Raw genomic sequence first — 26,197 nt, forward strand, 5'->3', positions numbered from 1 at the left:
GACCCCCTCCCCCCCCCCCCCCCCCCCCCCCCCCACCCCCCCCCCCCCCCCCCCCCCCCCCCCCCCCCCCCCCCCCCCCCCCCCGTCCCCCCCCCCCCCCCCCCCCCCCCCCCCCCCCCCCCGCGTCTCCGGGGCCCTCAGGCGCCCTTGGGCTCCACGAACTGCATGTCGAGCTGGATCTTCACCACGTCGCCGAGCAGCCCCGGGGCGAAGTCCAGGCCGAAGTCGGTGCGGCGGATCTCGCCCGTCGCCTCGAACCCGGCGTGCCGGCTGCCGTCGACCGGCACGTCGACCAGGCCGCCGAACTCCACGGCGAGCGTCACCGGACGGGTCACCTCGCCGATCGTCAGCTCGCCCTCCATGGTCCAGTCCTCGCCCTCGCCCGACACCCGGGTCGAGCGGAAGGCCATCGTGGGGCGCTTCTCCACGTCGAGCAGGTCGGACGCGCGGACGTGCGCGTCCCGGTCGGCGTTGCCGGTGTCGATGGACGCCAGGGCGATCTCGGCGGTCACCCGCACGTCGTCCAGTACCTCACCGACGGTGAGGGCGGCCCGCACGTCGGTGAAACGCCCGCGCACCTTGGCGATCCCCAGATGCCGGATGGTGAAGTTGACGGCCGAGTGCAGTGGGTCCAGCTCCCAGTCACCGGGGGACAGGGGCAGCGGGGCAACGGCCAGCGTGTTCGAAAAGTCGTTGTGCTTCGTCATGCCTCCACCCTGAGGGCCACGCGGCAGGGCAGGGAGACCGGGCGAAGCCTGGTAGTCGCAGGGCCACCCTCCCGCCCACGCGCGTTGGTACGTTCGCAGGGTGAGCGAGAACGAGTTGGGCACCTATCTGCGGACCTGGCGCGAGGCCGTGACCCCGGAGGAGGTCGGCCTCCCCGCCGGGCCCCGCCGCCGTACTCCCGGACTGCGCCGCGCCGAGCTGGCCACGCTCGCCGGCATCAGCGTCGAGTACCTCACCCGCCTGGAACAGGGACGGGACCGCAACCCGTCCGCCCAGGTCCTCGGCGCCCTCGCCGACGCGCTGAACCTCACCCTGCGGGACCGGATGGTGCTGCGCCGTCTGACCAAGGAGGCGGACGGCGGCGACCCGCTGGTCTGCGGCGCGGCTCCGCCGCTCAGCCGCACGCCACGCCCCACCGTGCGCGCGGTCCTCGAACGCCTGGAGCCCACCCCGGCCGTGGTGCTCAACTGGATCGGCGACGTCCTCGGCCACACCACCGGTTACGCGCGGCTGTTCGGCCCGATCGGGGTGCTCGACGGCGAGCACCCCAACCTGCTCCGGCACCTGTTCACCGATCCCCGGGCCCGCGGCGCCTACCCCGACTGGGAGCGCGAGGCCGACAACCTGGTCGCCCAGCTCCGGCACGACGTGCCCCTGCGGGACCCGTACGCCGCCGAGCTGGCCGAGGAGCTGACGGTGACGGCGGGGGCCGAGTTCGCCGACCGGTTCGCCGATCTGGCGATGGCCCCGCGGCGGGTCGGCGGCCAGCGCGTCGAGCACCCGGAGGCCGGGCCGCTGCGCCTGCTGCACGAGACGCTGGCGCTGCCGGACGACGGCCAGCGGATCGTGGTCCACCTGCCGGCCGACGAGGCCACGGCCACCGCCCTGGACCGCCTCAACGGCCGCCACCCGGGCGCCCTGCGAGCCGTGGGCCGAGCGGGCTGAGCCTGCCGCCTTCCTGCCCTCCCGCCGTCGTACGTCAGCCGTCCAGCTCGTCCAGCTCGTCCGCGTACGGTGGTTCCGCCCCCGCCCGCGAGCAGGTGATCGCCGCCGCGCGCGCGGCGAACCGCAGCAGCCGGGTCCAGCCGTCGGCCCCCAGGCCGGCGAGGGCGGCGGGGGAGAGGGCGTCCTGGGCGGCCAGGCCGTGCAGCAGGGCCGCGTTGACCGTGTCCCCGGCGCCGATCGTGTCGACCACGGTGACCTTCTCGCCCGGGACGGAGTACTCGGCGCCGTCCCGCGTGAAGGCGGTCAGCCCGTCGCCGCCGTGGGTGATCACGACGGCCGAGGGTCCGGCCGCCAGCCACTCGCGCGGGGTGCCGCCCAGCCACCGCGCGTCCTCCTCGGACAGCTTCAGCAGCGTCACCGACGGCAGCCACTTCAGGAACCGGGCCCGGTAGGCGTCCGCGTCCGGGATCAGCCCCGCGCGGATGTTCGGGTCGAGCGCGGTGAACACGCCCTGCCCGGCCGCGGTCCGCATCAGCTCCTCGTACGCGCTCGCCCCCGGCTCCAGGACCAGCGAGCAGGTGCCGAAGGACACCGCGCGGGTGTCCGCCGGGAGCGCGGCCGGGGCGGTGAACAGCCGGTCGGCGGTGCCGTCGACGTAGAACGAGTAGGCGGCCGAGCCGTGCTCGTCGACCGTCGCGACGGCGAGGGTGGTCGGCTCGGCACCGCGCTGCACGCCCGACACGTCCACCCTGGCCCCGCGCAGCCCGTCCAGCAGGGCCTCGCCGAAGGCGTCGGAGGAGACGCGGGAGCAGAAGGCGGTGGGGGAGCCGAGCCGGCCGAGCGCGACGGCCGTGTTGTACGGGCCGCCGCCAAGCGCCGGGCGCAGGCTCGCCAGGGCGCCCGTGCCCTGCGGTACCAGATCGATCAGGGCCTCACCGGCGACGACGATCACGAGTCGGCTCCTCTCTCGGGCCGCTCGGGCCCTTCGGACGAATCCGGCCGCCGCGGCCGGTCGGGACAGCCGCACGAGGTGCGGTGGACGAACGTGCAGGGCAGCCGCACGGTGCGGGCGGGCCGGTCCGGCGCGGCGAGGCGCTCCAGGAGCACCCGCACCGCCTCGGCGCCCAGCTCCTTGCTGGGCTGGGCGATCGCGGTGAGCCGGGGCGAGAACAGGTCCGCCCAGGCGAAGTCGTCGAAGCAGGCCAGCGCGAGGTCGCCGGGCACGGTGAGGCCCCGCTCGCGCAGGGCGCGCAGCGCGCCGATGGTCATCGCGTTGTTGGCGGTGACGAGCGCGGTGGGCGGCGCGGCCAGGTCCAGCAGCGCCGCGGTGGCCCGTTCGCCGCCCGCCGACTCGGAGTCGCCGTGCACGAGGAGCCGTTCGTCGAAGGGCAGCCCGGCCGCCGCGAGGCCGTGCCGGTAGCCGGTGATCCGCTCGCTGGTTGTGCTCAGCCCGGGCAGGCCCGCGACCAGGCCGATCCGGCGGTGCCCGAGCCCCGCGAGATGGGTGACCAGCCGGGCCATGGGCTCGGCGCTCTCCGCGCAGACCTGGTCGAACCGCTGCGCACCCTCCGCGCGGTCGTCGACGACGCGGTCCAGGAAGACGGCCGGTACGTCGTGGCGGCGCAGGTAGGCGACCAGTTCGCGCGGGTCGGCGGACGGGGCGACGATCATGCCGTCCACCCGTCGCTCGTGCAGCAGCTGGACGACCTTGCGCTCGTGCCGGGGGTCCTCGTGCGGATCGGCGATGAGCAGGCCGTAGCCGTGCTCCAGGGCGCCGGCCTCGACGCCTTGCAGGATCTCCGTGAAGTACGGGTTGCTGATGGCCGAGACGGCGAGCCCGATGGACCGGGTTCGGGAGGTCACCAGGGAGCGGGCGAGGGTGTTCGGCGTGTAGCCGAGCTCGTCGATCGCGTCCAGGACCGCCTGACGGGTGTGGGGCAGCACGGGCCGGGTGCCGTTCAGCACGTGTGAGACGGTCGCCACGGAGACTCCGGCGCTGCGCGCCACGTCGGCCATGGTCGGCATGCGGCCCCCTCCTCGTCCTCCTCGCGTACTGCGCGGCAAGGTATCCCATCCGACGGCAGACGTAAACGCTTGCGCAAGCGTTTACGTCTAGCGCCCACCCCACCCCGCCACCACCGGACCAGGCCCCGTTATCGTCGGCATGCGCCCCGGGCCCCACCGCCCCACAGGCCTTCCGAGTGCCTTCCGCACGCCTTCCGACCAGCCCAGAACCAGCCCAGACCAGTGGAGACCCCCCATGCCCGCCCGCCCCTCCGCGAGCCGCCGCACCATCCTGCGCGGAGCCGCGCTCGCCCCCGCCGCCGGGCTCGGCCTCGCCGCCTGCTCCCCGGAGGGGACGGGCAGCGCCCCGGCCGCGCCCACCGCGCCGGTCGACCTGGGTGCGGAGAGCGAGGTGGCGAAGGGTGTGGCCCGGTTGTACCGGGAGCACAACGTGGTGGTCAGCCGGGACGAGAAGGGCGCCCTGAAGGCGTACAGCACGATCTGCACGCACGTGGGCTGCGCCATCAGCAAGCTGGCGGGTACCAGACTGACGTGCTTCTGCCACGGCAGCGAGTTCGACGCCGTCACCGGCGAGGTACTGCAGCCCCCGGCCACGGTGCCGCTGACGGAGCTGTCGGTCAGGAGCGAGAACGGCAGGATCGTCGCAGGCCCGAAGGCCTGACGCCTCCCTTACGGCGTGACCCTCACTCCCACTCCCACGCGATCCCCACGATCCCCGACCGCACCCGGGGCTCCACCAGGTGCACCGAGTGGTGGCGGCCGGTCAGGGCCAGCTCCTGGCGGCCGCTGCGCGGTGCCGCCGCCGAGTGCTGGGTGAACCGGTGGCAGCGCACCGGCAGGGCACGCTCGTCGAACCGCACCTGGAGGGCGTACTGCCCGCCCGCCGGCCCGAACCCGCGCACGTACTCGCGCGACACCCCCGCGGTGCCGTCCTCGACGCCGTACCGGAAGAGGAAGGTGTCGCCGGCCCGCAGCCGGGTGTCGAACAGCAGCTCGGCGACGAGAACCCCGGTCTCCCCGTGCCAGCGCACGCGCCCGGTGCGGCAGTTGTCCAGGGCGTGCACCGTCATCCGCTCCGGCGCGCACCCCGGGTCGCCGTGGTGCACGGCGACGAAACGGTCGACGCCGTCCTGGTGCGCGCGGACGATGTGGTGCGACTCGCGCGCCGCCAGCTCGCGGCGCGCCCCGATCCGCACCCGCTCGTGGTGGCCGAGCATGTGCAGCCCGCCGTCGAGCTGGGCGCCCAGCTCGGCCAGCAGCCGGTCCAGGACGTCGGAGGCCTCGACGAGGGACCGGTAGGAGCGGCCGACGGGCCGTCGTGCCGAGCGCTCGTCGGTCTCGGCGAGCAGCCGGATCAGCGACTCGTCGGGCAGCTGGAGTATCTCCTCCAGCGCGCGCACGGCGCGCAGCGACTCCGGGCGCTGTGGCCGGCGGGCGCCCTGCTGCCAGTAACTGAGGCTGGTGACGCCGACCTTCACCCCGTACCGCGACAGATGGTGCTGCACCCGTTGCAGGGGCAGTCCGCGGGCGGCGATCGCGGCGCGCAGCGCGACGTGGAAGGGGCCGCCTCGCAGGGCCGTGTCCAGGTCCGCGGCGGCGACGTCGGGGGCGGCGTCCGCGTGCTGTGTGGCGTGCGGCATGCAGGGGCCTTTCTCTGGCTCACAACGGGTGGTCAGACCGTTCGCGCGGGTTTCGAGCGGGGCCACCCCCGTCGGCGTCGGGGGTTCTTCACATCCGTACGCCGTGGTTGCACGGCCCCGAGTTCCCCCGCATTGAAGCGTGTTGACCAGGCCCCGACAACACCTGAAACCCAACCGCGGTGCACTCCTGGCCGAGGTTCGCCCCTGCCGTGCGAGTACGCCCTCTACTACGTCACCTCGGAGAACCCGCGGGTGTCGGCCACGGCCCCGCCGGAGTGTCAGTCCTCGCCAGTAGGGTGTGAGACATGGCCGACCCCTCCAGCTACCGCCCCAAGCCGGGACAGATCCCGGACTCCCCCGGGGTGTACAAGTTCCGGGACGAGCACCGCCGGGTGATCTACGTCGGAAAGGCGAAGAGCCTGCGCCAGCGCCTGGCCAACTACTTCCAGGACCTGGCGGGCCTCCACCCGCGCACCCGCACCATGGTGACCACGGCCGCGTCCGTGGAGTGGACCGTGGTGTCCACGGAGGTCGAGGCCCTGCAGCTGGAGTACTCCTGGATCAAGGAGTTCGACCCCCGCTTCAACGTCAAGTACCGCGACGACAAGAGCTACCCGTATCTCGCGGTGACGATGAACGAGCAGTTCCCGCGCGTGCAGGTGATGCGCGGCCACAAGAAGAAGGGCGTCCGCTATTTCGGGCCGTACGCGCACGCGTGGGCCATCCGCGACACCGTCGACCTGCTGCTGCGCGTCTTCCCGGTGCGCACCTGCTCGGCCGGCGTCTTCAAGAACGCCGCCCGCACCGACCGCCCCTGCCTGCTCGGCTACATCGGCAAGTGCTCCGCCCCGTGCGTCGGCCGGATCTCCGCCGACGACCACTGGGAGCTGGCGGACGAGTTCTGCGACTTCATGGCCGGCCGCACGGGCACCTACCTCCGCCGTCTCGAGAAGCAGATGATGGAGGCCGCCGAGGAGCTGGAGTACGAGCGGGCGGCCCGGCTGCGCGACGACATCGAGGCCCTGAAGAAGGCCATGGAGAAGAACGCGGTCGTGCTCGCGGACGCGACCGACGCCGACCTGATCGCGGTCGCCGAGGACGAGCTGGAAGCCGCCGTGCAGATCTTCCACGTCCGGGGCGGCCGGGTGCGCGGCCAGCGCGGCTGGGTCACCGACAAGGTGGAGGAGATCACCACCGGCGCCCTGGTCGAACACGCCCTCCAGCAGCTGTACGGCGAGGAGACCGGCGACGCCGTCCCCAGGGAGGTCCTGGTCCCCGCGCTGCCCGACCCGGTCGAGCCGGTCCAGCAGTGGCTCACCGACCGCCGCGGCTCCGGCGTCTCGCTGCGCATCCCGCAGCGCGGCGACAAGAAGGCCCTCATGGAGACCGTGCAGCGCAACGCCCAGCAGGCACTCATGCTGCACAAGACCAAGCGCGCCTCCGACCTGACCACGCGCTCGCGTGCCCTGGAGGAGATCGCCGACGCCCTCGGCCTGGACAGCGCCCCGCTGCGCATCGAGTGCTACGACATCTCGCACCTCCAGGGCGAGGACGTGGTGGCCTCCATGGTCGTCTTCGAGGACGGGCTGCAGCGCAAGGGTGAGTACCGCCGCTTCCAGATCAAAGGCTTCGCGGGGCAGGACGACGTCCGGTCCATGCACGAGGTGATCACCCGCCGCTTCCGGCGCTACCTCGCCGAGAAGGAGAGGACCGGGGAGTGGACCGAGGACGGTGAGCCCGCCCTCGCGGGCGGTACGGACGAGGCGCCCTCGCTCACCGAGGACGACGGGCGGCCCAAGCGGTTCGCCTACCCGCCGCAGCTCGTCGTGGTCGACGGTGGGCAGCCACAGGTCGCGGCGGCCCAGCGGGCCCTGGACGAGCTGGGCATCGACGACATCGCCGTGTGCGGCCTCGCCAAGCGGCTGGAGGAGGTCTGGCTGCCCGGCGAGGACGACCCGGTCGTCCTGCCCCGCACCAGCGAGGGCCTCTATCTGCTGCAGCGCGTCCGTGACGAGGCCCACCGGTTCGCGATCACCTACCAGCGCAGCAAACGGGCCAAGCGGATCCGGACGAGCCCGCTGGACGACGTGCCCGGCCTCGGCGCGACACGCAAACAGGCGCTGATCAAGCACTTCGGTTCGGTGAAGAAGCTGCGATCCGCGACAATCGACCAGATCTGCGAGGTTCCCGGCATAGGCCGCAAGACGGCCGAGACGATCGCCGCGGCCCTCGCCCAGGCGGCTCCGGCCGCGCCCGCCGTGAACACGGCGACTGGAGAGATCATGGATGACGTGGAAGACGGGGCACCCGAGACGACGGCGGATGCCCCAGGGGAGCCCGTGCCCACGGGCGCCCCGGACGAGCGACGGGGGCAGGAGACATGACCGAGCACGAGACACAACCCACCGCGCGGCCGGAACAGACGGCCGACGCGCAGGAAACGCGCCAGGAGACCGGCGACGACCAGACCCGTGAGCCCGCCCAGGGCAACGGCGCACAGGCGACCACGGGCGCCGAGGCCACCGGCGTCCCCGAGGCGGCCATCCCCGAGCTGGTGATCATCTCCGGCATGTCCGGCGCCGGCCGCTCCACCGCTGCGAAGTGCCTGGAGGACCTCGGCTGGTTCGTCGTCGACAACCTGCCGCCCGCCCTGATCCCCACCATGGTGGAGCTGGGCGCCCGCTCCCAGGGCAACGTGGCGCGGATCGCGGTCGTCGTCGACGTGCGCGGCCGCCGCTTCTTCGACAATCTGCGCGAATCCCTGGCCGACCTCGACACCCGGGGCGTCACCCGGCGGATCGTCTTCCTGGAGTCCTCCGACGAGGCCCTGGTGCGCCGCTTCGAGTCGGTGCGCCGCCCCCACCCGCTCCAGGGCGACGGCCGGATCGTCGACGGCATCGCCGCCGAGCGCGAGCTGCTGCGCGAGCTGCGCGGCGACGCCGACCTGGTGATCGACACCTCCAGCCTCAACGTGCACGAGCTGCGCGCCAAGATGGATGCCCAGTTCGCCGGCGAGGAGGAGCCCGAGCTGCGGGCCACCGTGATGTCCTTCGGGTACAAGTACGGCCTGCCCGTCGACGCCGACCTCGTCGTCGACTGCCGCTTCCTGCCCAACCCGCACTGGGTCCCGGAGCTGCGCCCGTTCACCGGTCTGAACGAGGAGGTGTCGGGCTACGTCTTCAACCAGCCCGGCGCCAAGGAGTTCCTGGACCGGTACGCCGAGTTGCTCCAGCTGATCGCCACGGGCTACCGCCGCGAGGGCAAGCGGTACGTGACCATCGCGGTCGGCTGCACCGGCGGCAAGCACCGCTCGGTCGCCATGTCGGAGAAGCTGGCCGCCCGCCTCGCGGCCGAGGGCGTGGAGACGGTGGTCGTGCACCGGGACATGGGACGCGAATGACCGGACGTACTCCGCGGCTGAGCAGGCTGCGCCGGGCGCTCCCCGAGGGGCGCGGCGGCCGGTCCGCCGAGCCCCGTGGCGGCAGGGCGCGCCGGCGGGGCGCCCAGCCCAAGGTGGTCGCCCTCGGCGGCGGCATGGGCCTGTCCGCCTCGCTCGCCGCGCTGCGCCGGATCACCGGCGACCTCACCGCCGTCGTCACCGTGGCCGACGACGGCGGCTCCAGCGGGCGCCTGCGCGACGAGCTGGGCGTGCTGCCGCCCGGCGACCTGCGCAAGGCGCTGGCCGCGCTGTGCGGGGACGACGACTGGGGCCAGACCTGGGCCCGGGTCATCCAGCACCGCTTCCAGTCCCAGGGCGAGCTGCACGACCACGCGGTCGGCAATCTGCTCATCGTCGCCCTCTGGGAGCAGCTGGGCGACCACGTCCAGGCCCTCGACCTGGTCGGCAAGCTGCTCGGCGCGCACGGCCGGGTGCTGCCCATGTCGGCCGTACCGCTGGAGCTCCAGGCCCTGGTCAAGGGTCACGACCCGGACCGGCCGGACGACGTCGACACCGTCCGCGGGCAGGCCACGGTCGCCCTCACCCCGGGCGAGGTGCAGTCCGTGCACCTCGTCCCGCACGACCCGCCCGCCGTCCCGGAGGCCGTCGCGGCCGTGCTGGACGCGGACTGGGTGGTGCTCGGCCCCGGCTCCTGGTTCTCCTCGGTCATCCCGCACCTGCTCGTGCCCGAGCTGCTGGACGCCCTCATGGAGACCAAGGCCCGCCGCGTCCTCTCCCTGAACCTCGCCCCGCAGCCCGGGGAAACCGACGGCTTCTCCCCGCAGCGTCATTTGGAGGTTTTGGGACGACACGCCCCTAAACTCGCCCTGGACGTGGTGCTGGCCGACGAGGCCGCCGTGCCCGACCGCGACTCGCTGACCGACGCCGCCAAGCGTTTCGGGGCCGCGGTCGAGCTGGCGCCGGTGGCCCGGAGGGACGGAACTCCGCGGCACGACCCCGAGCTGCTGGCCGCCGCGTACGACCGTATTTTTCGGATGCATGGAAGGATCGGCCCATGGCGATGACGGCAGCGGTGAAGGACGAGATCTCCCGGCTCCCCGTCACCCGGACCTGCTGCAGGAAGGCGGAGGTCTCCGCCATTCTGCGGTTCGCCGGCGGCCTCCACCTGGTCAGCGGGCGCATCGTGATCGAGGCGGAGCTGGACACCGCGATGGCGGCCCGCCGGCTCAAGCGGGACATCCTGGAGATCTTCGGGCACAGCTCGGAGCTGATCGTGATGGCCCCGGGCGGGCTGCGCCGCGGCTCGCGCTACGTGGTGCGGGTGGTCGCGGGCGGCGACCAGCTGGCCCGGCAGACGGGCCTGGTGGACGGCCGGGGTCGCCCGATCCGCGGTCTGCCCCCGCAGGTGGTCTCCGGGGCGACCTGTGACGCCGAGGCGGCCTGGCGCGGGGCCTTCCTGGCGCACGGCTCGCTCACCGAGCCCGGCCGCTCCTCCTCCCTGGAGGTGACCTGCCCGGGCCCCGAGGCCGCGCTCGCCCTGGTCGGCGCCGCCCGCCGGCTGTCGATCGCCGCGAAGGCCCGCGAGGTGCGCGGCGTGGACCGCGTGGTGGTCCGGGACGGCGACGCGATCGGCGCCCTGCTCACCCGGCTCGGCGCCCATGAGTCGGTGCTGGCCTGGGAGGAGCGCCGGATGCGCCGGGAGGTGCGGGCCACCGCCAACCGGCTGGCCAACTTCGACGACGCCAACCTGCGCCGCTCGGCCCGCGCGGCCGTCGCCGCCGGTGCCCGCGTCCAGCGCGCCCTGGAGATCCTCGGCGACGACGTCCCCGAGCACCTGGCGGCCGCCGGCCGGCTGCGCATGGAGCACAAGCAGGCCTCCCTGGAGGAGCTGGGCGCGCTCGCCGACCCGCCGCTCACCAAGGACGCCGTGGCGGGCCGTATCCGCCGCCTGCTGGCGATGGCCGACAAGCGCGCCGCCGACCTGGGCATCCCGGGCACGGAGGCCAACCTCACCGAGGAGCTGGCCGACAACCTCGCGGGCTGATCCTCCGTCAACACACCGGTGCCGACGTCCGAACGGGCGTCGGCACCGGCGTGTTCGCGTCGTTGCGGCACCCTTGACTCGATCATGAAGTGTCATGAGCCTGGCACCTATTCGCCGCTGTGGCGAACCACCAGCAGGGGGGTTCATGAGACACAGAGCGAGATCGATCCTCGCTATCGGCACGCTCCTCATCGGCGGAGCGAGCATCGCACCCATCGCCCAGGCGCAGCACGGACGTTCCTCCGGATCCGACGCCGAGGAGGTCAAGGTCTTCCGCGCCGAGGTCACCAAGCAGCAGATCCCGCTGCTTCTCGCGGCCGGGCAGGACGCCCACGAACTCGGCGAGCAGGCCCCCGACCGGGGCACCGCCTCCGTCGAGGTCTACCTCACCGACAAACAGGCCGCACAGCTGGAGAAGAAGGGCGTCGACCTCGAGGAGCACACGCTCTCCGCCACGGCACGCGCGCGCGTGGCCGCCGCCGGGGACGGCGTCTACCGCCCGTACAGCGGACCGGACAACATCAAGGAGGAGATCATCAGGACGGGGCAGCAGCACCCCGGCCTGACCAAGGTGGTCTCCATCGGCAAGTCCCTCCAGGGGCAGGACATCCTCGCCCTGAAGCTCACCAAGAACGCCAGGAAGACCAAGGACGGCGCCAGGCCCGCCGTGCTGTACCTGTCCAACCAGCACGCGCGCGAGTGGATCACGCCGGAGATGACCCGCCGGCTGATGCACCACTATCTGGACAACTACCGCACCGACAAGCGCATCAAGAAGATCGTCGACACCACCGAACTGTGGTTCGTCATCTCCGCCAACCCGGACGGCTACGACTTCACGCACGCCCCCGACGGCGACCGCCAGTGGCGCAAGAACATGCGCGACATCAACGGCGACGGCGCCCACACGATCGGCGACGGCGTCGACCTCAACCGCAACTTCGCCTACAAGTGGGGCTACGACGACGAGGGTTCGTCCCCGTACCCCACCAGCCAGACCTACCGCGGCGCCGGCCCGAACTCCGAGCCCGAGACCCAGGCCCTGGACGCCCTCCAGAAGCGCATCGGCTTCGAGTACGGCATCAACTACCACTCCGCCGCCGAGCTGATCCTCTACGGCGTCGGCTGGCAGGTCGCCACCGAGACCCCGGACGACGTGCTCTACAAGGCGCTCGCCGGCACCCCCGAGAAGCCGGCGATCCCGGGCTACCACCCGCAGGTCTCCTCCGAGCTGTACACCACCAACGGCGAGGCGGACGGCCACGCCGCCAACGTCAACGGCATCGCGATGTTCACCCCGGAGATGTCGACCTGCCAGACCGCGTCCAACGCCGACCCGAACGACGCCTGGAAGCCCGAGGACTGCGCGTCGATCTTCACCTTCCCGGACGACGAGAAGCTGATCCAGCAGGAGTTCGAGAAGAACATCCCGTTCGCGCTCTCCGTCGCCGAGTCCGCCGCGCGCCCCGACCAGCCGAAGTCCGCGGTCGGCATGGCCGCCCCCGACTTCACCCCGGCGGCGTTCACCACCTCCTACTCGCGCGGCGCCGACCAGGAGGTCTCCGTCGTCGTCCGCAGGTCGGTACGCGACAAGGAGCTGAAGTACCGCGTCAACGGCGGCCGCGTCGAGGACATGGCCCTGCGGCCCTGGAAGGGCGGCGAGACCTACGGCGGCGAGGACAACCTGTACTTCGACGAGTACCGCGCGAAGGTCGCCGACGGCGACCCGGGCGACAAGGTCGAGGTCTGGTTCACCGGCGAGACCAGGTCCGGAAAGCCGACCGAGAGCGAGCACTTCACCTACACCGTCGCCGAACGCCCCCGCGCGGACGTCCTCGTCGTCGCCGAGGAGGGCCAGACCGCGACCCACGCCCAGGCCTACGTGGACGCGCTGAAGGCCAACGGCGAGAAGGCCGTCGTCTGGGACGTGGCCACGCAGGGCGCGCCCGACGCGCTCGGCGTGCTCGGCCACTTCGAGAAGGTCGTCCACTACACGGGCGCCGTGCGCCCCGGCAACGCCACCCAGCTGGAGCTGCGCGCCCACCTCAATGAGGGCGGCAAGCTGATCGAGGCGGGCGAGACGGCCGGCGGCTCCGTCGACCTCGGCGGCGGCACCCTGTCGAACGACTTCAGCCAGTACTACCTGGGCGCCTACACCCGTACGACCCTGCCGAAGGTCACCGGCTTCGACGGCGCCGGCTCGCTCGCGGGCCTCAAGGCCTCGCTCGGCGACGCGCCCGGCAACCCGCTGAACACGGCCGGCTCGTTCGGCGTCACCTCCGACACGCTGCCCGCTGAGACGTTCCCGCAGTTCGACAGCGCGGGCGCCGGTCAGTACCCGGGCACGGTCAACCCGTACGGGCCGTACGAAGGCACTTCCATGGCGGCCGTCACGCACTCCGACTACGCCTGGAACCGCCTCACCCGCACCGTCGACCTCACCGGTGTCAGCGCCTCCGACAAGCCGACCCTGCGCACCCGCCTGCTGTGGGACACCGAGGAGGGCTACGACCACGCGGTGCTGGAGGCCCGTACCGCCGGCGGGAACGACTGGACCACGCTCCCGGAGGCGGGCGGCGCCACCGGCACCGCCGTGCCCGCCGAGTGCGAGGCCGGGTACTTCATCCAGGCGCACCCCGCCCTCAAGCGGTATCTGACGCTCGGCGACGGCGGGTGTACGCCCACCGGCACCAGCGGCTCCTGGAACAGCTTCACCGGCGCCTCCGCGGGCTGGCAGGAGGTCTCCTTCGACCTCTCCGCGTACGCCGGGAAGACGGTGGAGCTGTCGCTCGGCTACATCACCGACCCGGGCTCCGGCGGCCACGGTGTGCTCGCCGACAACGCCACTGTCGTCATCGGCGGCGCGGCGGGGCAGACGGACGGCTTCGAGACGTCGCTCGGCGCCTGGAGCACCCCCGGCCCGCCCCCCGGCAGCCCCGCCGTGGTGAAGGACTGGGGCCTGTCCGGGGAGCTGTTCAAGACGTACGGCGCGGTCACCACGGACGACACCGTGCTGCTGGGCTTCGGCCTGGAACACGTCACCGCGGCGGCCGACCGCACGAAGCTGATCGGCCGGGCGCTCACCGCGCTCGACGACTGAAAACCGACTGAGCGCACCTGAGCGGGACCTGCCACAGTTGAGCCGGTCCGTACCCCTACTGGCGGGTACGGACCGGCGTGCCGTGTATGGGCCGTCTCGATGTCACTCCGGAGGCTCCGGGGAGGTAGGGTCGGAGGCGGTCGGGGACATCCCAAATAGAGCTCGCCGGCGACAACGGAGCCGGCGTACCAACGAGGAGATCGGTTCGTGACGATCCGCGTAGGCATCAACGGCTTTGGCCGCATCGGTCGTAACTACTTCCGCGCGCTGCTGGAGCAGGGTGCAGACATCGAGATCGTGGCTGTCAACGACCTGGGTGACACCGCGACCACCGCTCACCTGCTGAAGTACGACACCATCCTCGGCCGCCTCAAGCAGGAGGTCTCGCACACCGAGGACACCATCACCGTCGGCGACAAGACGATCAAGGTGCTGTCGGAGCGCAACCCCGCCGACATCCCGTGGGGCGAGCTGGGCGTCGACATCGTCATCGAGTCGACCGGCATCTTCACCAAGAAGGAAGACGCCGAGAAGCACATCTACGGTGGCGCCAAGAAGGTCATCATCTCCGCCCCGGCGAAGAACGAAGACGTCACCATCGTCATGGGCGTCAACCACGACACCTACGACCCGGCGAACCACCACGTCATCTCCAACGCCTCCTGCACCACCAACTGTGTGGCGCCGATGGCCAAGGTTCTCGACGAGAACTTCGGCATCGTCAAGGGCCTGATGACGACGGTGCACGCGTACACGAACGACCAGCGCATCCTGGACTTCCCGCACAAGGACCTGCGCCGCGCCCGTGCCGCCGCCGAGAACATCATTCCGACGACCACCGGTGCCGCCAAGGCCACCGCCCTGGTCCTGCCGCAGCTCAAGGGCAAGCTGGACGGCATGGCCATGCGCGTCCCGGTCCCCACTGGCTCGGTCACCGACCTCGTCGTCGAGCTGTCCCGCGAGGTCACCAAGGAAGAGATCAACGCCGCCTTCCAGAAGGCCGCCGAGGGCGAGCTGAAGGGCATCCTCGAGTACACCGAGGACGAGATCGTCTCCTCGGACATCGTCAACGCCCCGGCGTCCTGCACCTTCGACTCCTCCCTGACCATGGTCCAGGAGGGCAAGAACGTGAAGGTCATCGGCTGGTACGACAACGAGTGGGGCTACTCCAACCGCCTCGTCGACCTCACGGTCTTCGTCGGCGGCCAGCTCTGATCGGCTGAAGCGGACACATTGAAGTGAGAGCAGGGCTCGGGCCAGGCGCAGGGACGCGCGGCCCGGGCCCTGACTCACGTCGCGACCGGCCCTCCTCTCTAGGATCAGGCCTGGTCACCGGTCACGAGCCATCCGGTCACGAGCAGAACGAGCCTCCTCAGGAGTCCCCTGACATGAAGACGATCGACGAACTCCTCGCCGAAGGGGTCGCGGGCAAGCGGGTCTTCGTCCGCGCCGACCTCAACGTGCCGCTGGACGGCACCACCATCACCGACGACGGCCGCATCCGCGCGGTCCTGCCGACCGTCAAGGCCCTCGCCGAGGCGGGCGCCCGCGTGGTCGTCGCCTCGCACCTCGGCCGCCCCAAGGGCGCCCCGGACCCGGCCTTCTCGCTCGCCCCGGCCGCCGCCCGGCTCGGCGAACTGCTCGGCGCGGACGTCGCCTTCGCCGGCGACACGGTCGGCGACGCCGCCACGTCCACCGTCGCCGGCCTCGCCGACGGCCAGGTCGCCGTCATCGAGAACCTGCGCTTCAACGCGGGCGAGACCAGCAAGGACGACGCCGAGCGCGCCGCCTTCGCCGACCAGCTGGCCGCCCTCGCCGACGTCTACGTGGGCGACGGCTTCGGCGCCGTCCACCGCAAGCACGCCTCGGTCTACGACCTCCCGGCCCGCCTGCCGCACTACGCCGGCCACCTCATCGCCACCGAGGTCGGCGTCCTGAAGAAGCTCACCGAGGACGTCAAGCGGCCGTACGTCGTCGCGCTCGGCGGCGCCAAGGTCTCCGACAAGCTCGCCGTCATCGACCAGCTCCTCGGCAAGGCCGACCGCCTGCTCATCGGCGGTGGCATGGCCTACACCTTCCTCAAGGCCAAGGGCTACGAAGTCGGCATCTCCCTCCTCCAGGAGGACCAGATCCCGGCCGTCACCGAGTACATGGAGCGCGCCGAGAAGAACGGCGTCGAGCTGGTCCTGCCGGTGGACGTCCTGGTCTCCCCGGAGTTCCCCGACCTCAAGACCAAGGCCCCGGCCAACCCCACCACCGTCGCCGCGGACGCCATCCCCGCCGATCAGGAGGGTCTGGACATCGGTCCGGAGACCCGCAAGCTGTACGCCTCGAAGCTCGCCGACGCCGCCACCGTCTTCTGGAACGGCCCCATGGGCGTCTTCGAGCACCCCGACTACGCCGAGGGCACCAAGGCGGTCGCCCAGGCCCTCGTCGACTCCCAGGGCTTCACCGTGGTCGGCGGCGGCGACTCCGCCGCGGCCGTCCGCACCCTGGGCTTCGACGAGAAGGCATTCGGCCACATCTCGACCGGAGGCGGCGCCTCCCTCGAATACCTCGAGGGCAAGACGCTCCCCGGCCTCGCCGCACTGGAGGACTGACCCCGCATGACCACCCGTACGCCGCTGATGGCGGGCAACTGGAAGATGAACCTCAACCACCTCGAGGCCATCGCCCACGTCCAGAAGCTCGCCTTCGCCCTGGCCGACAAGGACTACGAGGCCGTCGAGGTCGCCGTCCTGCCGCCCTTCACCGACCTGCGCTCCGTGCAGACCCTGGTCGACGGCGACAAGCTCAAGATCAAGTACGGCGCCCAGGACATCTCGGCGCACGACTCCGGCGCCTACACCGGCGAGATCTCCGGCCCGATGCTGGCCAAGCTGAAGTGCACCTACGTGGCGATCGGCCACTCCGAGCGCCGCCAGTACCACGCCGAGACCGACGAGATCGTCAACGCCAAGGTCAAGGCCGCCTACAAGCACGGCCTCACCCCGATCATGTGCGTCGGCGAGGAGCTGGAGGTGCGCGAGGCCGGCAACGCCGTCCCGCACACCCTGGCCCAGGTCGAGGGCGGTCTGAAGGACCTCCCGGCCGAGCAGGCCGAGACCATCGTGATCGCCTACGAGCCGGTGTGGGCCATCGGCACCGGCAAGGTCTGCGGCGCCGAGGACGCCCAGGAGGTCTGCGCCGCCATCCGCGGCAAGATCGCCGAGCTGTACTCCCAGGACGTGGCCGACAAGGTCCGCATCCAGTACGGCGGCTCCGTCAAGGCCGGCAACGTGGCCGAGATCATGGCGCAGGCCGACATCGACGGCGCCCTGGTCGGCGGCGCCTCGCTGGACGCCGACGAGTTCGTCAAGATCGTGCGCTTCCGCGACCAGTGAGTATGCGGTAGCGGCGATACGTCGTACCCTTGCGGGGGTCGGGCTCAGAAAGTGAGCGTGAGGCTCACAGGACGAGGCCCGGCCCCCGTCGTTCATCCGAAGCCGAGGAAGTTGGTCCAGCCGTGGTTATGGGGTTCTCGATCGCCCTGATCGTCTTCAGCCTGCTGATGATGCTGCTGGTGCTGATGCACAAGGGGAAGGGCGGCGGCCTCTCCGACATGTTCGGTGGCGGTATGCAGTCGTCCGTCGGCGGCTCCTCGGTCGCCGAGCGCAACCTCGACCGGATCACCATCGTGGTCGGTCTGCTGTGGTTCGCGTGCATTGTCGTACTCGGCATCCTGATGAAGGTCGGCTGACGTCCGGCGACCGACCGACATCCCGCAGGTCAGCACGATTCCGCACGTAACGCCCCATGTTCGGTACGCACCTTCGGGCGCGGCCTATCATGGGGCTTGCGTCTATGTGAGGGGTCTGTAACTCCAATCACTGGACGCGCGTTGGGCCTTACGTAGACTGGGGCGCTCGCAGCGAAGCGAAACGCCGACGCGCTTCGCGGCACCATCACGCAGGGAGTTACGACCGTGGCAAGTGGCAACGCGATCCGAGGAAGCCGGGTCGGGGCGGGGCCGATGGGTGAGGCGGAGCGCGGTGAGTCCGCGCCGCGTCTGCGCATCTCCTTCTGGTGCTCCAACGGGCATGAGACGCAGCCGAGCTTCGCCAGTGACGCGCAGGTCCCCGACACCTGGGACTGCCCGCGCTGCGGCTTCCCGGCCGGACAGGACCGGGACAATCCGCCGGACCCGCCGCGCACCGAGCCCTACAAGACGCACCTCGCGTACGTCCGGGAGCGGCGCAGCGACGCGGACGGCGAGGCCATTCTCGCCGAGGCGCTCGCCAAACTCCGGGGCGAGATCTAGGACTTGACGACCGGCCGGGTACCGCGAGGTGCCTGGCCGGAGCCGTTTCCCCACGGGTGGCCGACCGCTCGCGGACCGATTGTCAGTGGTGCCCTCTACGGTTTGTGCATCGGGCGAATCGCGAGGGGGAGTTGTGGCGACGGCTGAGGCGGTGGGCGTGCGTGCGCCCGCGTGGCGTGGGGGATTCGGGCGGTTGTGGACCGCCGCCGTGCTCTCCGGTTTCGGGGATTCCCTGCGTACGGCCGCCCTGCCGCTGCTCGCCGTGACACTGACGGACCGGCCGCTGCTGGTCGCCTCGGTCACCGCCTGCGGCTATCTGCCGTGGATCGTCTTCGGGCTGCTCGGCGGCGCCGTCGCCGACCGCGTGGACCAGCGGCGCGCCATGTGGACGGTGGATGCCGTACGAGGGCTGCTGGTCGCGGGTTTCGCGGCCGCCGTCGCCCTCGGTCATGCCTCGATCGCCCTGCTCATCGCACTGGCCGTCATCCTCACCACCCTGCAGACCCTCTTCGACAACGCCTCCACGGCCCTGCTGCCCGCCCTGGTGAACCACGCGGAGCTCGACGGCGCGAACGCGCGCCTGATGACCGGCCAGCGCATCGCGGGCGGCCTGCTGGGCGGGCCCGCCGCGCCGCTGCTGCTGACGGCCGGGGCCGCCGTACCGTTCGCCGCCGACGCCGCGACCTTCCTGGCCGCCGCCGCGCTGGTGGCCTCACTGCGGACCACCGCACCCGAGCGGAAGCCGAGACCCCCGGGCAGCACCCTGCGCCGGGAGATCGCGGACGGACTGCGCCACCTCTGGCGTGACGGCGCGCTGCGGGGGCTGTGCGCCGCCACGGCCCTGTGCAACATCGGCATGGGCGCGCTCATCGCCACCCTGGTGGTCCTCGTGACCGGCTGGCTGGACGCCGGCGCCGCGGGATACGCGGCGGCGGCCACGGCGTACACCGTCGGCAACCTGGCCGGGGCAGCGGTCAACGGCCGGCTTGTCGCCCGCGTGGGACGCATGCGCGCGGTGCTGCTGGCCGGGGCCGTGCAGATCGGTGCGCTCGTCGTGATGGGCTCGGTGCGCAGCCTGGTCGCCGTGGTGGCCGCCATGGCCGTCTTCGGATGCATGGGCATGGTGTGGAACGTCAACACCACGACACTGATGCAGCGGCGCAGCCCCGCCGAGATGCTCGGACGCGTCAGCTCGGCCTTCCGTACCCTCGCCGTCGCCGGGGCACCGCTGGGTGCGCTGCTCGGCGGAGCCGTCGCCACCGCCTGGGGACTCAACACCCCCGCGCTGCTCGCCGCCGCCTTCTTCATCCTGTCCGTCACCTCGCTGATACCGGCGCGCAAGGCGGACGTACCTGTTGTTGCGCCGGACGACGACGCCACGACGGCTCACGCCGCGCGCTGATCAATTAGGTTGGAACGGCTGGAACAGGCACGAAAGAAGGCTGACGTCGGACATGAACGCAGACGGCCGTACCAGGCTCAACCAGACGCCCGAGTGGACCGCTCTGGCCAAGCACCGCGAGGAGCTCGGCGAGGTGCGGCTGCGCGAGCTGTTCGCCGCCGACCCCGGGCGCGGCAGCGGGTACACGCTCCAGGTCGGCGACCTGCACATCGACTACTCCAAGCACCTCGTCACCGACGAGACGCTTCGGCTGCTGCGCGAGCTGGCCGCCGCGACCGGTGTGTTCGGGCTGCGGGACGCCATGTTCCGCGGCGAGCGCATCAACACGACCGAGAACCGGGCCGTGCTGCACACCGCGCTGCGGGCCCCACGCGACGCGGTGGTCGAGGTCGACGGCGAGAACGTCGTCCCCGCCGTGCACGCGGTCCTCGACAAGATGGCCGACTTCGCCGAGAGAGTGCGCTCCGGCGCGTGGACCGGCCACACCGGCAAGCGCATCCGGAACGTCGTCAACATCGGCATCGGCGGCTCCGACCTCGGCCCGGCGATGGCGTGCGAGGTGCTGCGCAGCTACACCGACCGCGACCTGACGGTCCGTTTCGTCTCCAATGTCGACGGCGCCGACCTGCACGAGGCGACCCGTGACCTGGACGCGGCCGAGACGCTGTTCATCGTCGCGTCGAAGACCTTCACCACCATCGAGACGGTCACCAACGCCATCTCGGCCCGCAACTGGCTGCTGCGCGAGCTGGACGCCGGCCAGGCGGCGGTGGCGAAGCACTTCGTGGCGTTGTCGACGAACGCCGCGAAGGTGGCGGAGTTCGGTATCGACACGGCCAATATGTTCGAGTTCTGGGACTGGGTCGGCGGCCGGTACTCCTACGACTCGGCCATCGGCCTGTCCCTGATGATCGCCATCGGCCCGGAGAACTTCCGGGAGATGCTGGACGGCTTCCGCCTCGTCGACGAGCACTTCCGCACCGCGCCCCCGGAGGCCAACGCGCCGCTCCTGCTGGGCCTGCTGGGCATCTGGTACAACAACTTCCACGACGCCCAGTCGCACGCCGTGCTGCCGTACAGCCACTACCTCTCCAGGTTCACCGCCTACCTCCAGCAGCTGGACATGGAGTCCAACGGCAAGTACGTGGACCGGAGCGGGCAGGAGGTGGACTGGCAGACCGGGCCGGTGGTGTGGGGCACGCCCGGGACCAACGGCCAGCACGCCTACTACCAGCTCATCCACCAGGGCACCAAGCTGATCCCCGCGGACTTCATCGGCTTCGCCGAGCCGGTCGCCGAACTCGACGACGAGCTCAAGGCACAGCACGACCTGCTGATGGCCAACTTCTTCGCGCAGACCCAGGCGCTGGCCTTCGGCAAGACACCCGACGAGGTGCGGGCCGAGGGCGTGCCGGAGGAGCTGGTGGCGCACAAGACGTTCAAGGGCGACCACCCGACGACCACGATCCTCGCCCGGGAGCTGACCCCGTCGGTGCTCGGCCAGCTCGTCGCGCTCTATGAGCACAAGGTGTTCGTGCAGGGCGCCGTGTGGAACATCGACTCCTTCGACCAGTGGGGCGTCGAGCTGGGCAAGGTCCTCGCCAAGCGTGTCGAGCCCGCGCTCACCGAAGGGGCCGACGTACCGGGCCTCGACCCCTCCACGCAGGCCCTGGTCGCCAAGTACCGGGAGCTGCGCGGCCGGAGCTGACGCCCGGGCCACGGGAAGCGGGCGGCGCGCGGGTCCCCGCTTCCCGTAGACTCCCCGGCGATCATGAACACGATCGCTCGGGGGAGCACAACGTGACTATGGGACAGGGCCGTTGGACGGACGGCACCCTGACGCCACGGGACTGGCTGCGGCCGAAGGAGGTCGCGCGGGCGGTCTTCCACCCGGCCTGGATCCCGGACTCGCTGGACCCGGCCGTGGACACGCTCAAGCGGGTAAGGCTGATCGCCGGGACGATCGCCGCCGTCGGCGTCTACACCTTCGTCGAGGGCGGGTTCGCCTTCGACGAGGTGCTGGAGAACATGCTCACCGCGTCCGCGGTGCTGTTGTTCATCACCCCGCTGACGGTCGGTGTGATGCTCTTCGTCTGGCGCGGCGGCGGCACGGTGCGGGCGCTGAGGACACCGCTGCTCAACTCGCTGAAGCTGCTGCTGGCGTTCGTCGGCACGATCGTCGGCACCGTGCTCGTGTGGCGGCTGGCGGGCGGGGCGGGGTTCCTGGTGCTGCTGCTCGCGCCGGTGGCGCTCTGGCTGACCGCCGTCGTGATCCGCGGGGCGGTGCACGTCTCCGGGAACTTCTTCGGCACCGCAGGCGTCCACCGCTGTCTGCCGCCGCTGCTGGCCACGGTGACCACCTGGCTGATGGCCATCCCCGACCTGATCACCGGTGACCTGCACGGCCTGAGCCTCACCATGGGCATCGTCTTCATCCTGGGCGCCCCGCTGACGGTGACCGGTATCGCCCTGCTGGAGATGGGCCGCCTCAAGCAGCGCTACGGCATCCGCCTGGCCGCCCACCCGGGCACCCTGCCCCGCGTCCCGGGCCCGCCGCCCCCGATGCCGCCGACGGCACCGCCGTACATCCCGCAGCAGGGGAATCCCTACGGCAACGCCCCGTATGCGCCGCCGCCCGGGACCCCCCACGGCAACCCGTACGGGCAGCCCCAGGGGAATCCGTACGGGCCGCCCCAGGGGAATCCGTACGGCACCCCGTACGCGCCCCCGCAGGGCAACCCGTACGGCAATCCCTACGGCCCCGGCTCCCACGGCGGCTGACCCGCGAGGATGCCGCCCCGGCTCAGGCCACCGCGCTGAGCGTGTCCGCGAGCCGTCGGCGGGCCGCACGGGCCGCCGGCAGGGCGGCGAGCGCCGCCGCCCCCAGCACGGCGCCCACCCCGAGCAGCACCAGCAGCCCGGGGGAGGGCCCCTGCGCGATCCCGGCGCCGATGCCGCTCGACCTGCCCTGGGCGTCGATCAGCCAGTGCGCGAGCGGCAGACCCAGGGCGGTACCGACGAGGACGGCCGCCAGGGCGGTGCAGCCGGTGGCCGTCACGGTGATCGCGGTGATCTGGCGCGGGGACAGACCGATCGCCTTCAGTGCCAGGAGATCGCGCTCGCCCTCGCGGACGGCGCCGCCGATCGCGGTGAGCAGCTCGACCAGCCCGATGAGGGCGAGCACGGCGATCAGCCCCAGGATGACCCCGCGCAACGGCGACAGACCGTCGGCCGGGTTCGTCACCGTGTGCACGTCCAGGTGGCCCCGCCCGGCGGCCGCCAGGCGGCCGGCGACCTCGTGCGGGTCGGCGCCGGGGTCCAGGCGCAGGTGGTAGAGGGTCGGGCGCAGGCCGGGGTCGTTCTCGCGGAGGGTGTCGAGGGACGTGGAGACGACCCGGCCGGCGTTCTCCGGCTCGATGCCGCGGCCCACGATGTGCAGGATCTGCGGCTGGTCGCCGACGGTCATCCGCACCCAGTCGCCGACGCGTACGTCCAGCAGGTCGAGCAGCCCCTGCCCGGCCACCGCCTCGTCGGGTCCGCGGGCCGGGCGCCCCTCGGCGAGGGTGTACGGGTAGGGCTCCGCGCGCGTGCCGAGGCCGCGCAGGGCGATGGTCGCGGTCTGGCCGGGGACCAGGGCCGCCACCTCGACGCCCGGGTAGGCGGCGGCGACCTGCGGGTCGCGTTCCAGCAGCTCACGGGCGTCCCGGTCGCTCAGACCGGCGTCCGCGCGGACGGTGAGCGCGGTCGGCAGGCCGATCCGCTCGGGGCTGCGGTGGAAGCGGTCGATGGTGGTCCACGCGCTCATCGCGACCACGATCAGCAGCAGCGGCAGCGCGAGCCGGGCGACCGTGCCCAGCGACCGCGGGCGCCGGGTGAACGCCTGGTGCCAGCCGAGCACCAGCGCGGGAGACACCCGCACTCCGAGCACCCGACCGCCGAGGGCGCGCCGCGCCATTCCCGACAGCCGACCGCTGGACGGCTCCGCGCGCCGGGCCCGGAGAAACCGGCGCACCGCCGGCTCCGCACCGGGGAGGCGGTGCACCGTCCGCGGAGACCGCTCGCCCGTCGTGGGCAGCGATCCCGCGCCCCGGCCCGTCATCCCGGTCGGCCGCCCGCCCGGCGACGCCGCGGGCCGTGGCACCGGTACCGGCGGCACCCGGCCCGCCCGCCAGGCGGCGAGTCCGGTGGTCGCGCCGATGAACAGGACGGCGGCGACCGGGACCGCGAAGAGCGCCGCCGTGTGCCCGGGCAGTCCCTGCCACACGCCGACCGCGTCCCCGAGCCGGCCCGGAATCCGGCTGCCCAGCGCCTCGGTGAGCGCGGCGGCGGCCACGGCGCCCAGCACGGCGTACGCCAGATGCTGGAGCAGGAAGACCCGGACCACCTGGCCGGGGGTGAAGCCGATCGCCTTCAGTACGGAGATGTCCCGCAGATGGCCGCGGATCCGGGTGCCGATGGCGCCGTGCACGGCGAGTCCGGCGGCGATCAGCGCACCGAGTCCGAACAGCCCCAGCACCTGCCCGAGCAGCCGGTTGTCGCCCTGCGCCTCGGCGCGGGCCTGCTGCCAGGTGGAGACCTCGCCGATCGCCCCGGCGCCCAGCACGGTCACGGCGCGCTGCACGGCGTACCCCGTGTCGGAGGGGTCCGTGAGCCGCAGCCCGATCACCTGGGCGTCCGGGTCGGGCAGCGCGGACGGCAGTGCCCAGACGAGGCCCGGCCGCTCGCCCGGCCGGTAGCGCGGCTCGGCGCTGTCGGCGACGCCGACGACGGTCAGCCTGCGGGTGGTGCCGGGCACGGTCAGGGTGTCGCCCGGCTCGGCGAGCAGCGCGCGGGCGAGGCGGCTCTCCAGGACCACGCCGTCGGGGACGGCCGGGTCCAGCCAGCGCCCGGAGGCGAGCAGCGGGCGGCCGACGGACGGCACCTCGGAGGAGCTGCCGCGCAGTTCGACGGAGGCCCGGCTGCCGCGCGAGGCGACGGTGACGGAGTCGGTGGGGTAGGGGCCGGCGACGGACTCGACGCCGTCGAGACCGGCCAGGTCCCGGGCGTCGGCCGAGCTGTCCGTGTGGAGCCAGACATGCGCGCCGCGCGCCTGGGTGAAGACCCGCTGCCAGGGGTTGGTGGCGTACCCGAACAGGGCCGTGGCCAGCAGCAGCGAGACGACGATGCCCGCGGTGGCGAGGACCAGGAACACCGCCTCGCCGCGGTGCGTGCGCAGATCGGAGTGCGCCCAGCGCAGGGTGGCTCGCACGGGCCTCAGCCCCTCGGCCCGGACGGGAGGCGGCCGTCGTACATCGGCATCTCAGTCCTTCAGCTCCAGCACGCCGGATATCCCCGAGCGGCGCGGCGGCGCGCCGCCGTCCAGTTCCGCGTCGTCGGCGATCCGCCCGTCGAAGAAGCTGATCACCCGGTCCGCGGCGCTCGCCAGCCGGGCGTCGTGCGTGACCAGCAGGATCGTCTGGCCGCGCTGGTGGAAGCGGGACAGCAGCCGCATCACCTCGCGGGTGCCCTTGCTGTCGAGGCTGCCCGCGGGCTCGTCGGCGAGCAGCAGCGGGGGATGGTTGACCAGGGCGCGGGCGAGCGCCACCCGCTGCTGCTCGCCGCCGGACAGCTCACCGGGCATGCTGCGCTCCTTGCCCGCGAGCCCCAGCTCGGCCAGCAGCTCCTCCCGCTCGGCGCGCGCCCGCTTCGGCGGGACCCCGGCGAGCAGGGCGGGCAGCTCGACGTTGTCGGCCACGGACAGGTTCGACACCAGGTTGAAGAACTGGAAGACGATCCCGATCCGCCTGCGCCGCTCCACCGCCCAGCGGGCCTCGCTCCACGCGTCCGCGCACTCGCCGTCCAGCCAGAGCCGGCCCGCGTCCGGCCGCTGGAGCCCGCCGAGCAGATGCAGCAGTGTCGACTTGCCCGCGCCGGACGGCCCGGTGATCGCCACGAACTCGCCGCGCCGTACGGACAGGTCGACCCCGCGCACGGCATGGGCGGGCGCGCCCTCGCCGTGGTGCGTCTTCACCAGGCCCTCGGCGCGCAGCACGGGAGCCGAACCGTCGCTCACTCCAGCTCCTCCAGCTCTTCCTGGCACCTCTCCAGCCAGTCGAGGTCGGCCTGGAGATGCAGCATCGCGCCCTCGATCAGCAGATGGGCGATGCGGTTGTCCCGGTCTTCGGCGGCGGCCAGCTTCGACAGCTGCCGCATGGTGTTCAGATACTGGCGCCGCTGCTTGTTGATGAGGGCGATCTGGTCGGCGAGACCGCTCTGCGGAGCGAGCGCCAGCTTCATGAAGAACTCGTCCCGCACCCGCGGCTCGTCCTCGGGCTCCTCGAACCAGGCGCGCAGCGCCTCCCGCCCGGCGTCGGTGAGGTGGTAGACCTTCTTGTTGGGCCGGCTGGACTGCGCGACGTCCTCGCCCTCGATCAGTCCCTGCTTCTCGAGGCGGCCGAGGGTGACGTAGATCTGGCCGACGTTCGGCTGAGGGTACGCGGACCCCAGCAGTTGCTCAAGGTCCTGCTTCAGCTCGTAGCCGTGGGCCGGGCCGCGCGCGAGGAGTGCCAGGAGGGGCAGGCGCACTCGTGCAGTCCTCCTGTCCTCGCCATGTGCGTAATGTGCTCCAGGCCCTAG

The 26,197-nt window shown here is 72.2% G+C and carries 22 protein-coding genes; 15 read left to right on the forward strand and 7 right to left on the reverse strand.

Translation table 11 applies throughout. The features are described from left to right. Positions 1–137: 137 nt before the first annotated feature. Entirely contained in the window at positions 138–707 is a 570-nt protein-coding gene (locus ACZ42A_RS33230; protein WP_468531024.1) for a YceI family protein, read from the reverse strand. A 100-nt stretch (positions 708–807) separates the two neighbouring features. Here ACZ42A_RS33230 and ACZ42A_RS33235 point away from each other — a divergent pair, with 100 nt between their 5' ends. Next, positions 808–1,671 carry a helix-turn-helix domain-containing protein gene (locus ACZ42A_RS33235; RefSeq protein WP_468531025.1) on the forward strand — a complete coding sequence of 288 codons (864 nt, stop codon included), beginning with the start codon at positions 808–810 and terminating at the stop codon, positions 1,669–1,671. A gap of 34 nt (positions 1,672–1,705) precedes the next feature. On the opposite strand, the gene ACZ42A_RS33240 is transcribed toward ACZ42A_RS33235, so the two are convergent. Further along, the gene (locus ACZ42A_RS33240; RefSeq protein ID WP_468531026.1) at positions 1,706–2,623 is read right to left on the reverse strand and encodes a carbohydrate kinase family protein; all 918 of its coding nucleotides are present in this window, start codon (positions 2,621–2,623) and stop codon (positions 1,706–1,708) included. After that, on the reverse strand, positions 2,620–3,696 hold the full coding sequence (locus ACZ42A_RS33245) for a LacI family DNA-binding transcriptional regulator (RefSeq protein ID WP_468531027.1): 1,077 nt from the start codon (positions 3,694–3,696) through the stop codon (positions 2,620–2,622). Before ACZ42A_RS33245 ends, ACZ42A_RS33240 begins: the two co-directional genes overlap by 4 nt. A gap of 235 nt (positions 3,697–3,931) precedes the next feature. On the opposite strand from ACZ42A_RS33245, the gene ACZ42A_RS33250 reads away from it, so the two are divergent. Further along, entirely contained in the window at positions 3,932–4,357 is a 426-nt protein-coding gene (locus ACZ42A_RS33250; protein WP_468531028.1) for a Rieske (2Fe-2S) protein, read from the forward strand. 22 nt (positions 4,358–4,379) lie between these two features. On the opposite strand, the gene ACZ42A_RS33255 is transcribed toward ACZ42A_RS33250, so the two are convergent. Further along, a complete protein-coding gene (locus ACZ42A_RS33255; protein ID WP_468531029.1) occupies positions 4,380–5,336 on the reverse strand; it encodes a hypothetical protein in 957 nt (318 codons plus the stop codon). 305 nt (positions 5,337–5,641) lie between these two features. Between ACZ42A_RS33255 and uvrC the strand changes: the two genes are divergently transcribed. The 13 genes from uvrC to ACZ42A_RS33320 all read left to right on the forward strand — a co-directional run bounded on the left by uvrC (position 5,642) and on the right by ACZ42A_RS33320 (position 22,363). Next, a complete protein-coding gene (uvrC, locus tag ACZ42A_RS33260) occupies positions 5,642–7,720 on the forward strand; it encodes an excinuclease ABC subunit UvrC (protein WP_468531030.1) in 2,079 nt (692 codons plus the stop codon). Further along, entirely contained in the window at positions 7,717–8,736 is a 1,020-nt protein-coding gene (gene rapZ / locus ACZ42A_RS33265; protein WP_468531031.1) for an RNase adapter RapZ, read from the forward strand. Before uvrC ends, rapZ begins: the two co-directional genes overlap by 4 nt. After that, positions 8,733–9,800 carry a gluconeogenesis factor YvcK family protein gene (locus ACZ42A_RS33270; RefSeq protein WP_468531032.1) on the forward strand — a complete coding sequence of 356 codons (1,068 nt, stop codon included), beginning with the start codon at positions 8,733–8,735 and terminating at the stop codon, positions 9,798–9,800. Before rapZ ends, ACZ42A_RS33270 begins: the two co-directional genes overlap by 4 nt. Continuing rightward, positions 9,791–10,780, forward strand: coding sequence for a DNA-binding protein WhiA (gene whiA / locus ACZ42A_RS33275; protein ID WP_043499846.1), 990 nt, complete (start codon positions 9,791–9,793; stop codon positions 10,778–10,780). Before ACZ42A_RS33270 ends, whiA begins: the two co-directional genes overlap by 10 nt. Before the next feature lie 145 nt (positions 10,781–10,925). Further along, positions 10,926–13,880, forward strand: a complete 2,955-nt coding sequence (locus ACZ42A_RS33280) for a M14 family metallopeptidase (protein ID WP_468531033.1) — start codon at positions 10,926–10,928, stop codon at positions 13,878–13,880. Between the two features lie 207 nt (positions 13,881–14,087). Then, positions 14,088–15,095 carry a type I glyceraldehyde-3-phosphate dehydrogenase gene (gene gap / locus ACZ42A_RS33285; protein ID WP_468531034.1) on the forward strand — a complete coding sequence of 336 codons (1,008 nt, stop codon included), beginning with the start codon at positions 14,088–14,090 and terminating at the stop codon, positions 15,093–15,095. Between the two features lie 173 nt (positions 15,096–15,268). Continuing rightward, positions 15,269–16,480 carry a phosphoglycerate kinase gene (locus tag ACZ42A_RS33290; protein WP_468531035.1) on the forward strand — a complete coding sequence of 404 codons (1,212 nt, stop codon included), beginning with the start codon at positions 15,269–15,271 and terminating at the stop codon, positions 16,478–16,480. Positions 16,481–16,486: 6 nt separating this feature from the next. Next, the gene (gene tpiA / locus ACZ42A_RS33295; RefSeq protein ID WP_468531036.1) at positions 16,487–17,263 is read left to right on the forward strand and encodes a triose-phosphate isomerase; all 777 of its coding nucleotides are present in this window, start codon (positions 16,487–16,489) and stop codon (positions 17,261–17,263) included. Between the two features lie 128 nt (positions 17,264–17,391). Beyond that, entirely contained in the window at positions 17,392–17,619 is a 228-nt protein-coding gene (gene secG / locus ACZ42A_RS33300) for a preprotein translocase subunit SecG (RefSeq protein ID WP_468531218.1), read from the forward strand. A gap of 225 nt (positions 17,620–17,844) precedes the next feature. Beyond that, positions 17,845–18,180 (forward strand): RNA polymerase-binding protein RbpA, encoded by a 336-nt coding sequence (locus ACZ42A_RS33305; protein WP_003957010.1) that lies wholly within the window; start codon positions 17,845–17,847, stop codon positions 18,178–18,180. Positions 18,181–18,337: 157 nt separating this feature from the next. Continuing rightward, a complete protein-coding gene (locus ACZ42A_RS33310; RefSeq protein ID WP_468531037.1) occupies positions 18,338–19,582 on the forward strand; it encodes an MFS transporter in 1,245 nt (414 codons plus the stop codon). A 52-nt stretch (positions 19,583–19,634) separates the two neighbouring features. Next, complete coding sequence (gene pgi / locus ACZ42A_RS33315; protein WP_468531038.1) at positions 19,635–21,290, forward strand: glucose-6-phosphate isomerase; 1,656 nt, start codon at positions 19,635–19,637, stop codon at positions 21,288–21,290. A 92-nt stretch (positions 21,291–21,382) separates the two neighbouring features. After that, positions 21,383–22,363, forward strand: coding sequence for a hypothetical protein (locus tag ACZ42A_RS33320; RefSeq protein ID WP_468531039.1), 981 nt, complete (start codon positions 21,383–21,385; stop codon positions 22,361–22,363). A 22-nt stretch (positions 22,364–22,385) separates the two neighbouring features. On the opposite strand, the gene ACZ42A_RS33325 is transcribed toward ACZ42A_RS33320, so the two are convergent. The 3 genes from ACZ42A_RS33325 to ACZ42A_RS33335 are packed head-to-tail and all read right to left on the reverse strand — an operon-like array spanning position 22,386 to position 26,146. Next, positions 22,386–24,830, reverse strand: coding sequence for an ABC transporter permease (locus tag ACZ42A_RS33325; RefSeq protein WP_468531040.1), 2,445 nt, complete (start codon positions 24,828–24,830; stop codon positions 22,386–22,388). Between the two features lie 51 nt (positions 24,831–24,881). Further along, entirely contained in the window at positions 24,882–25,634 is a 753-nt protein-coding gene (locus ACZ42A_RS33330; RefSeq protein ID WP_468531041.1) for an ABC transporter ATP-binding protein, read from the reverse strand. Continuing rightward, positions 25,631–26,146, reverse strand: coding sequence for a PadR family transcriptional regulator (locus ACZ42A_RS33335; protein ID WP_468531042.1), 516 nt, complete (start codon positions 26,144–26,146; stop codon positions 25,631–25,633). Before ACZ42A_RS33335 ends, ACZ42A_RS33330 begins: the two co-directional genes overlap by 4 nt. Positions 26,147–26,197: the final 51 nt, after the last annotated feature.

The sequence above is a fragment of the Streptomyces sp. NPDC030838 genome, from assembly GCF_055572035.1.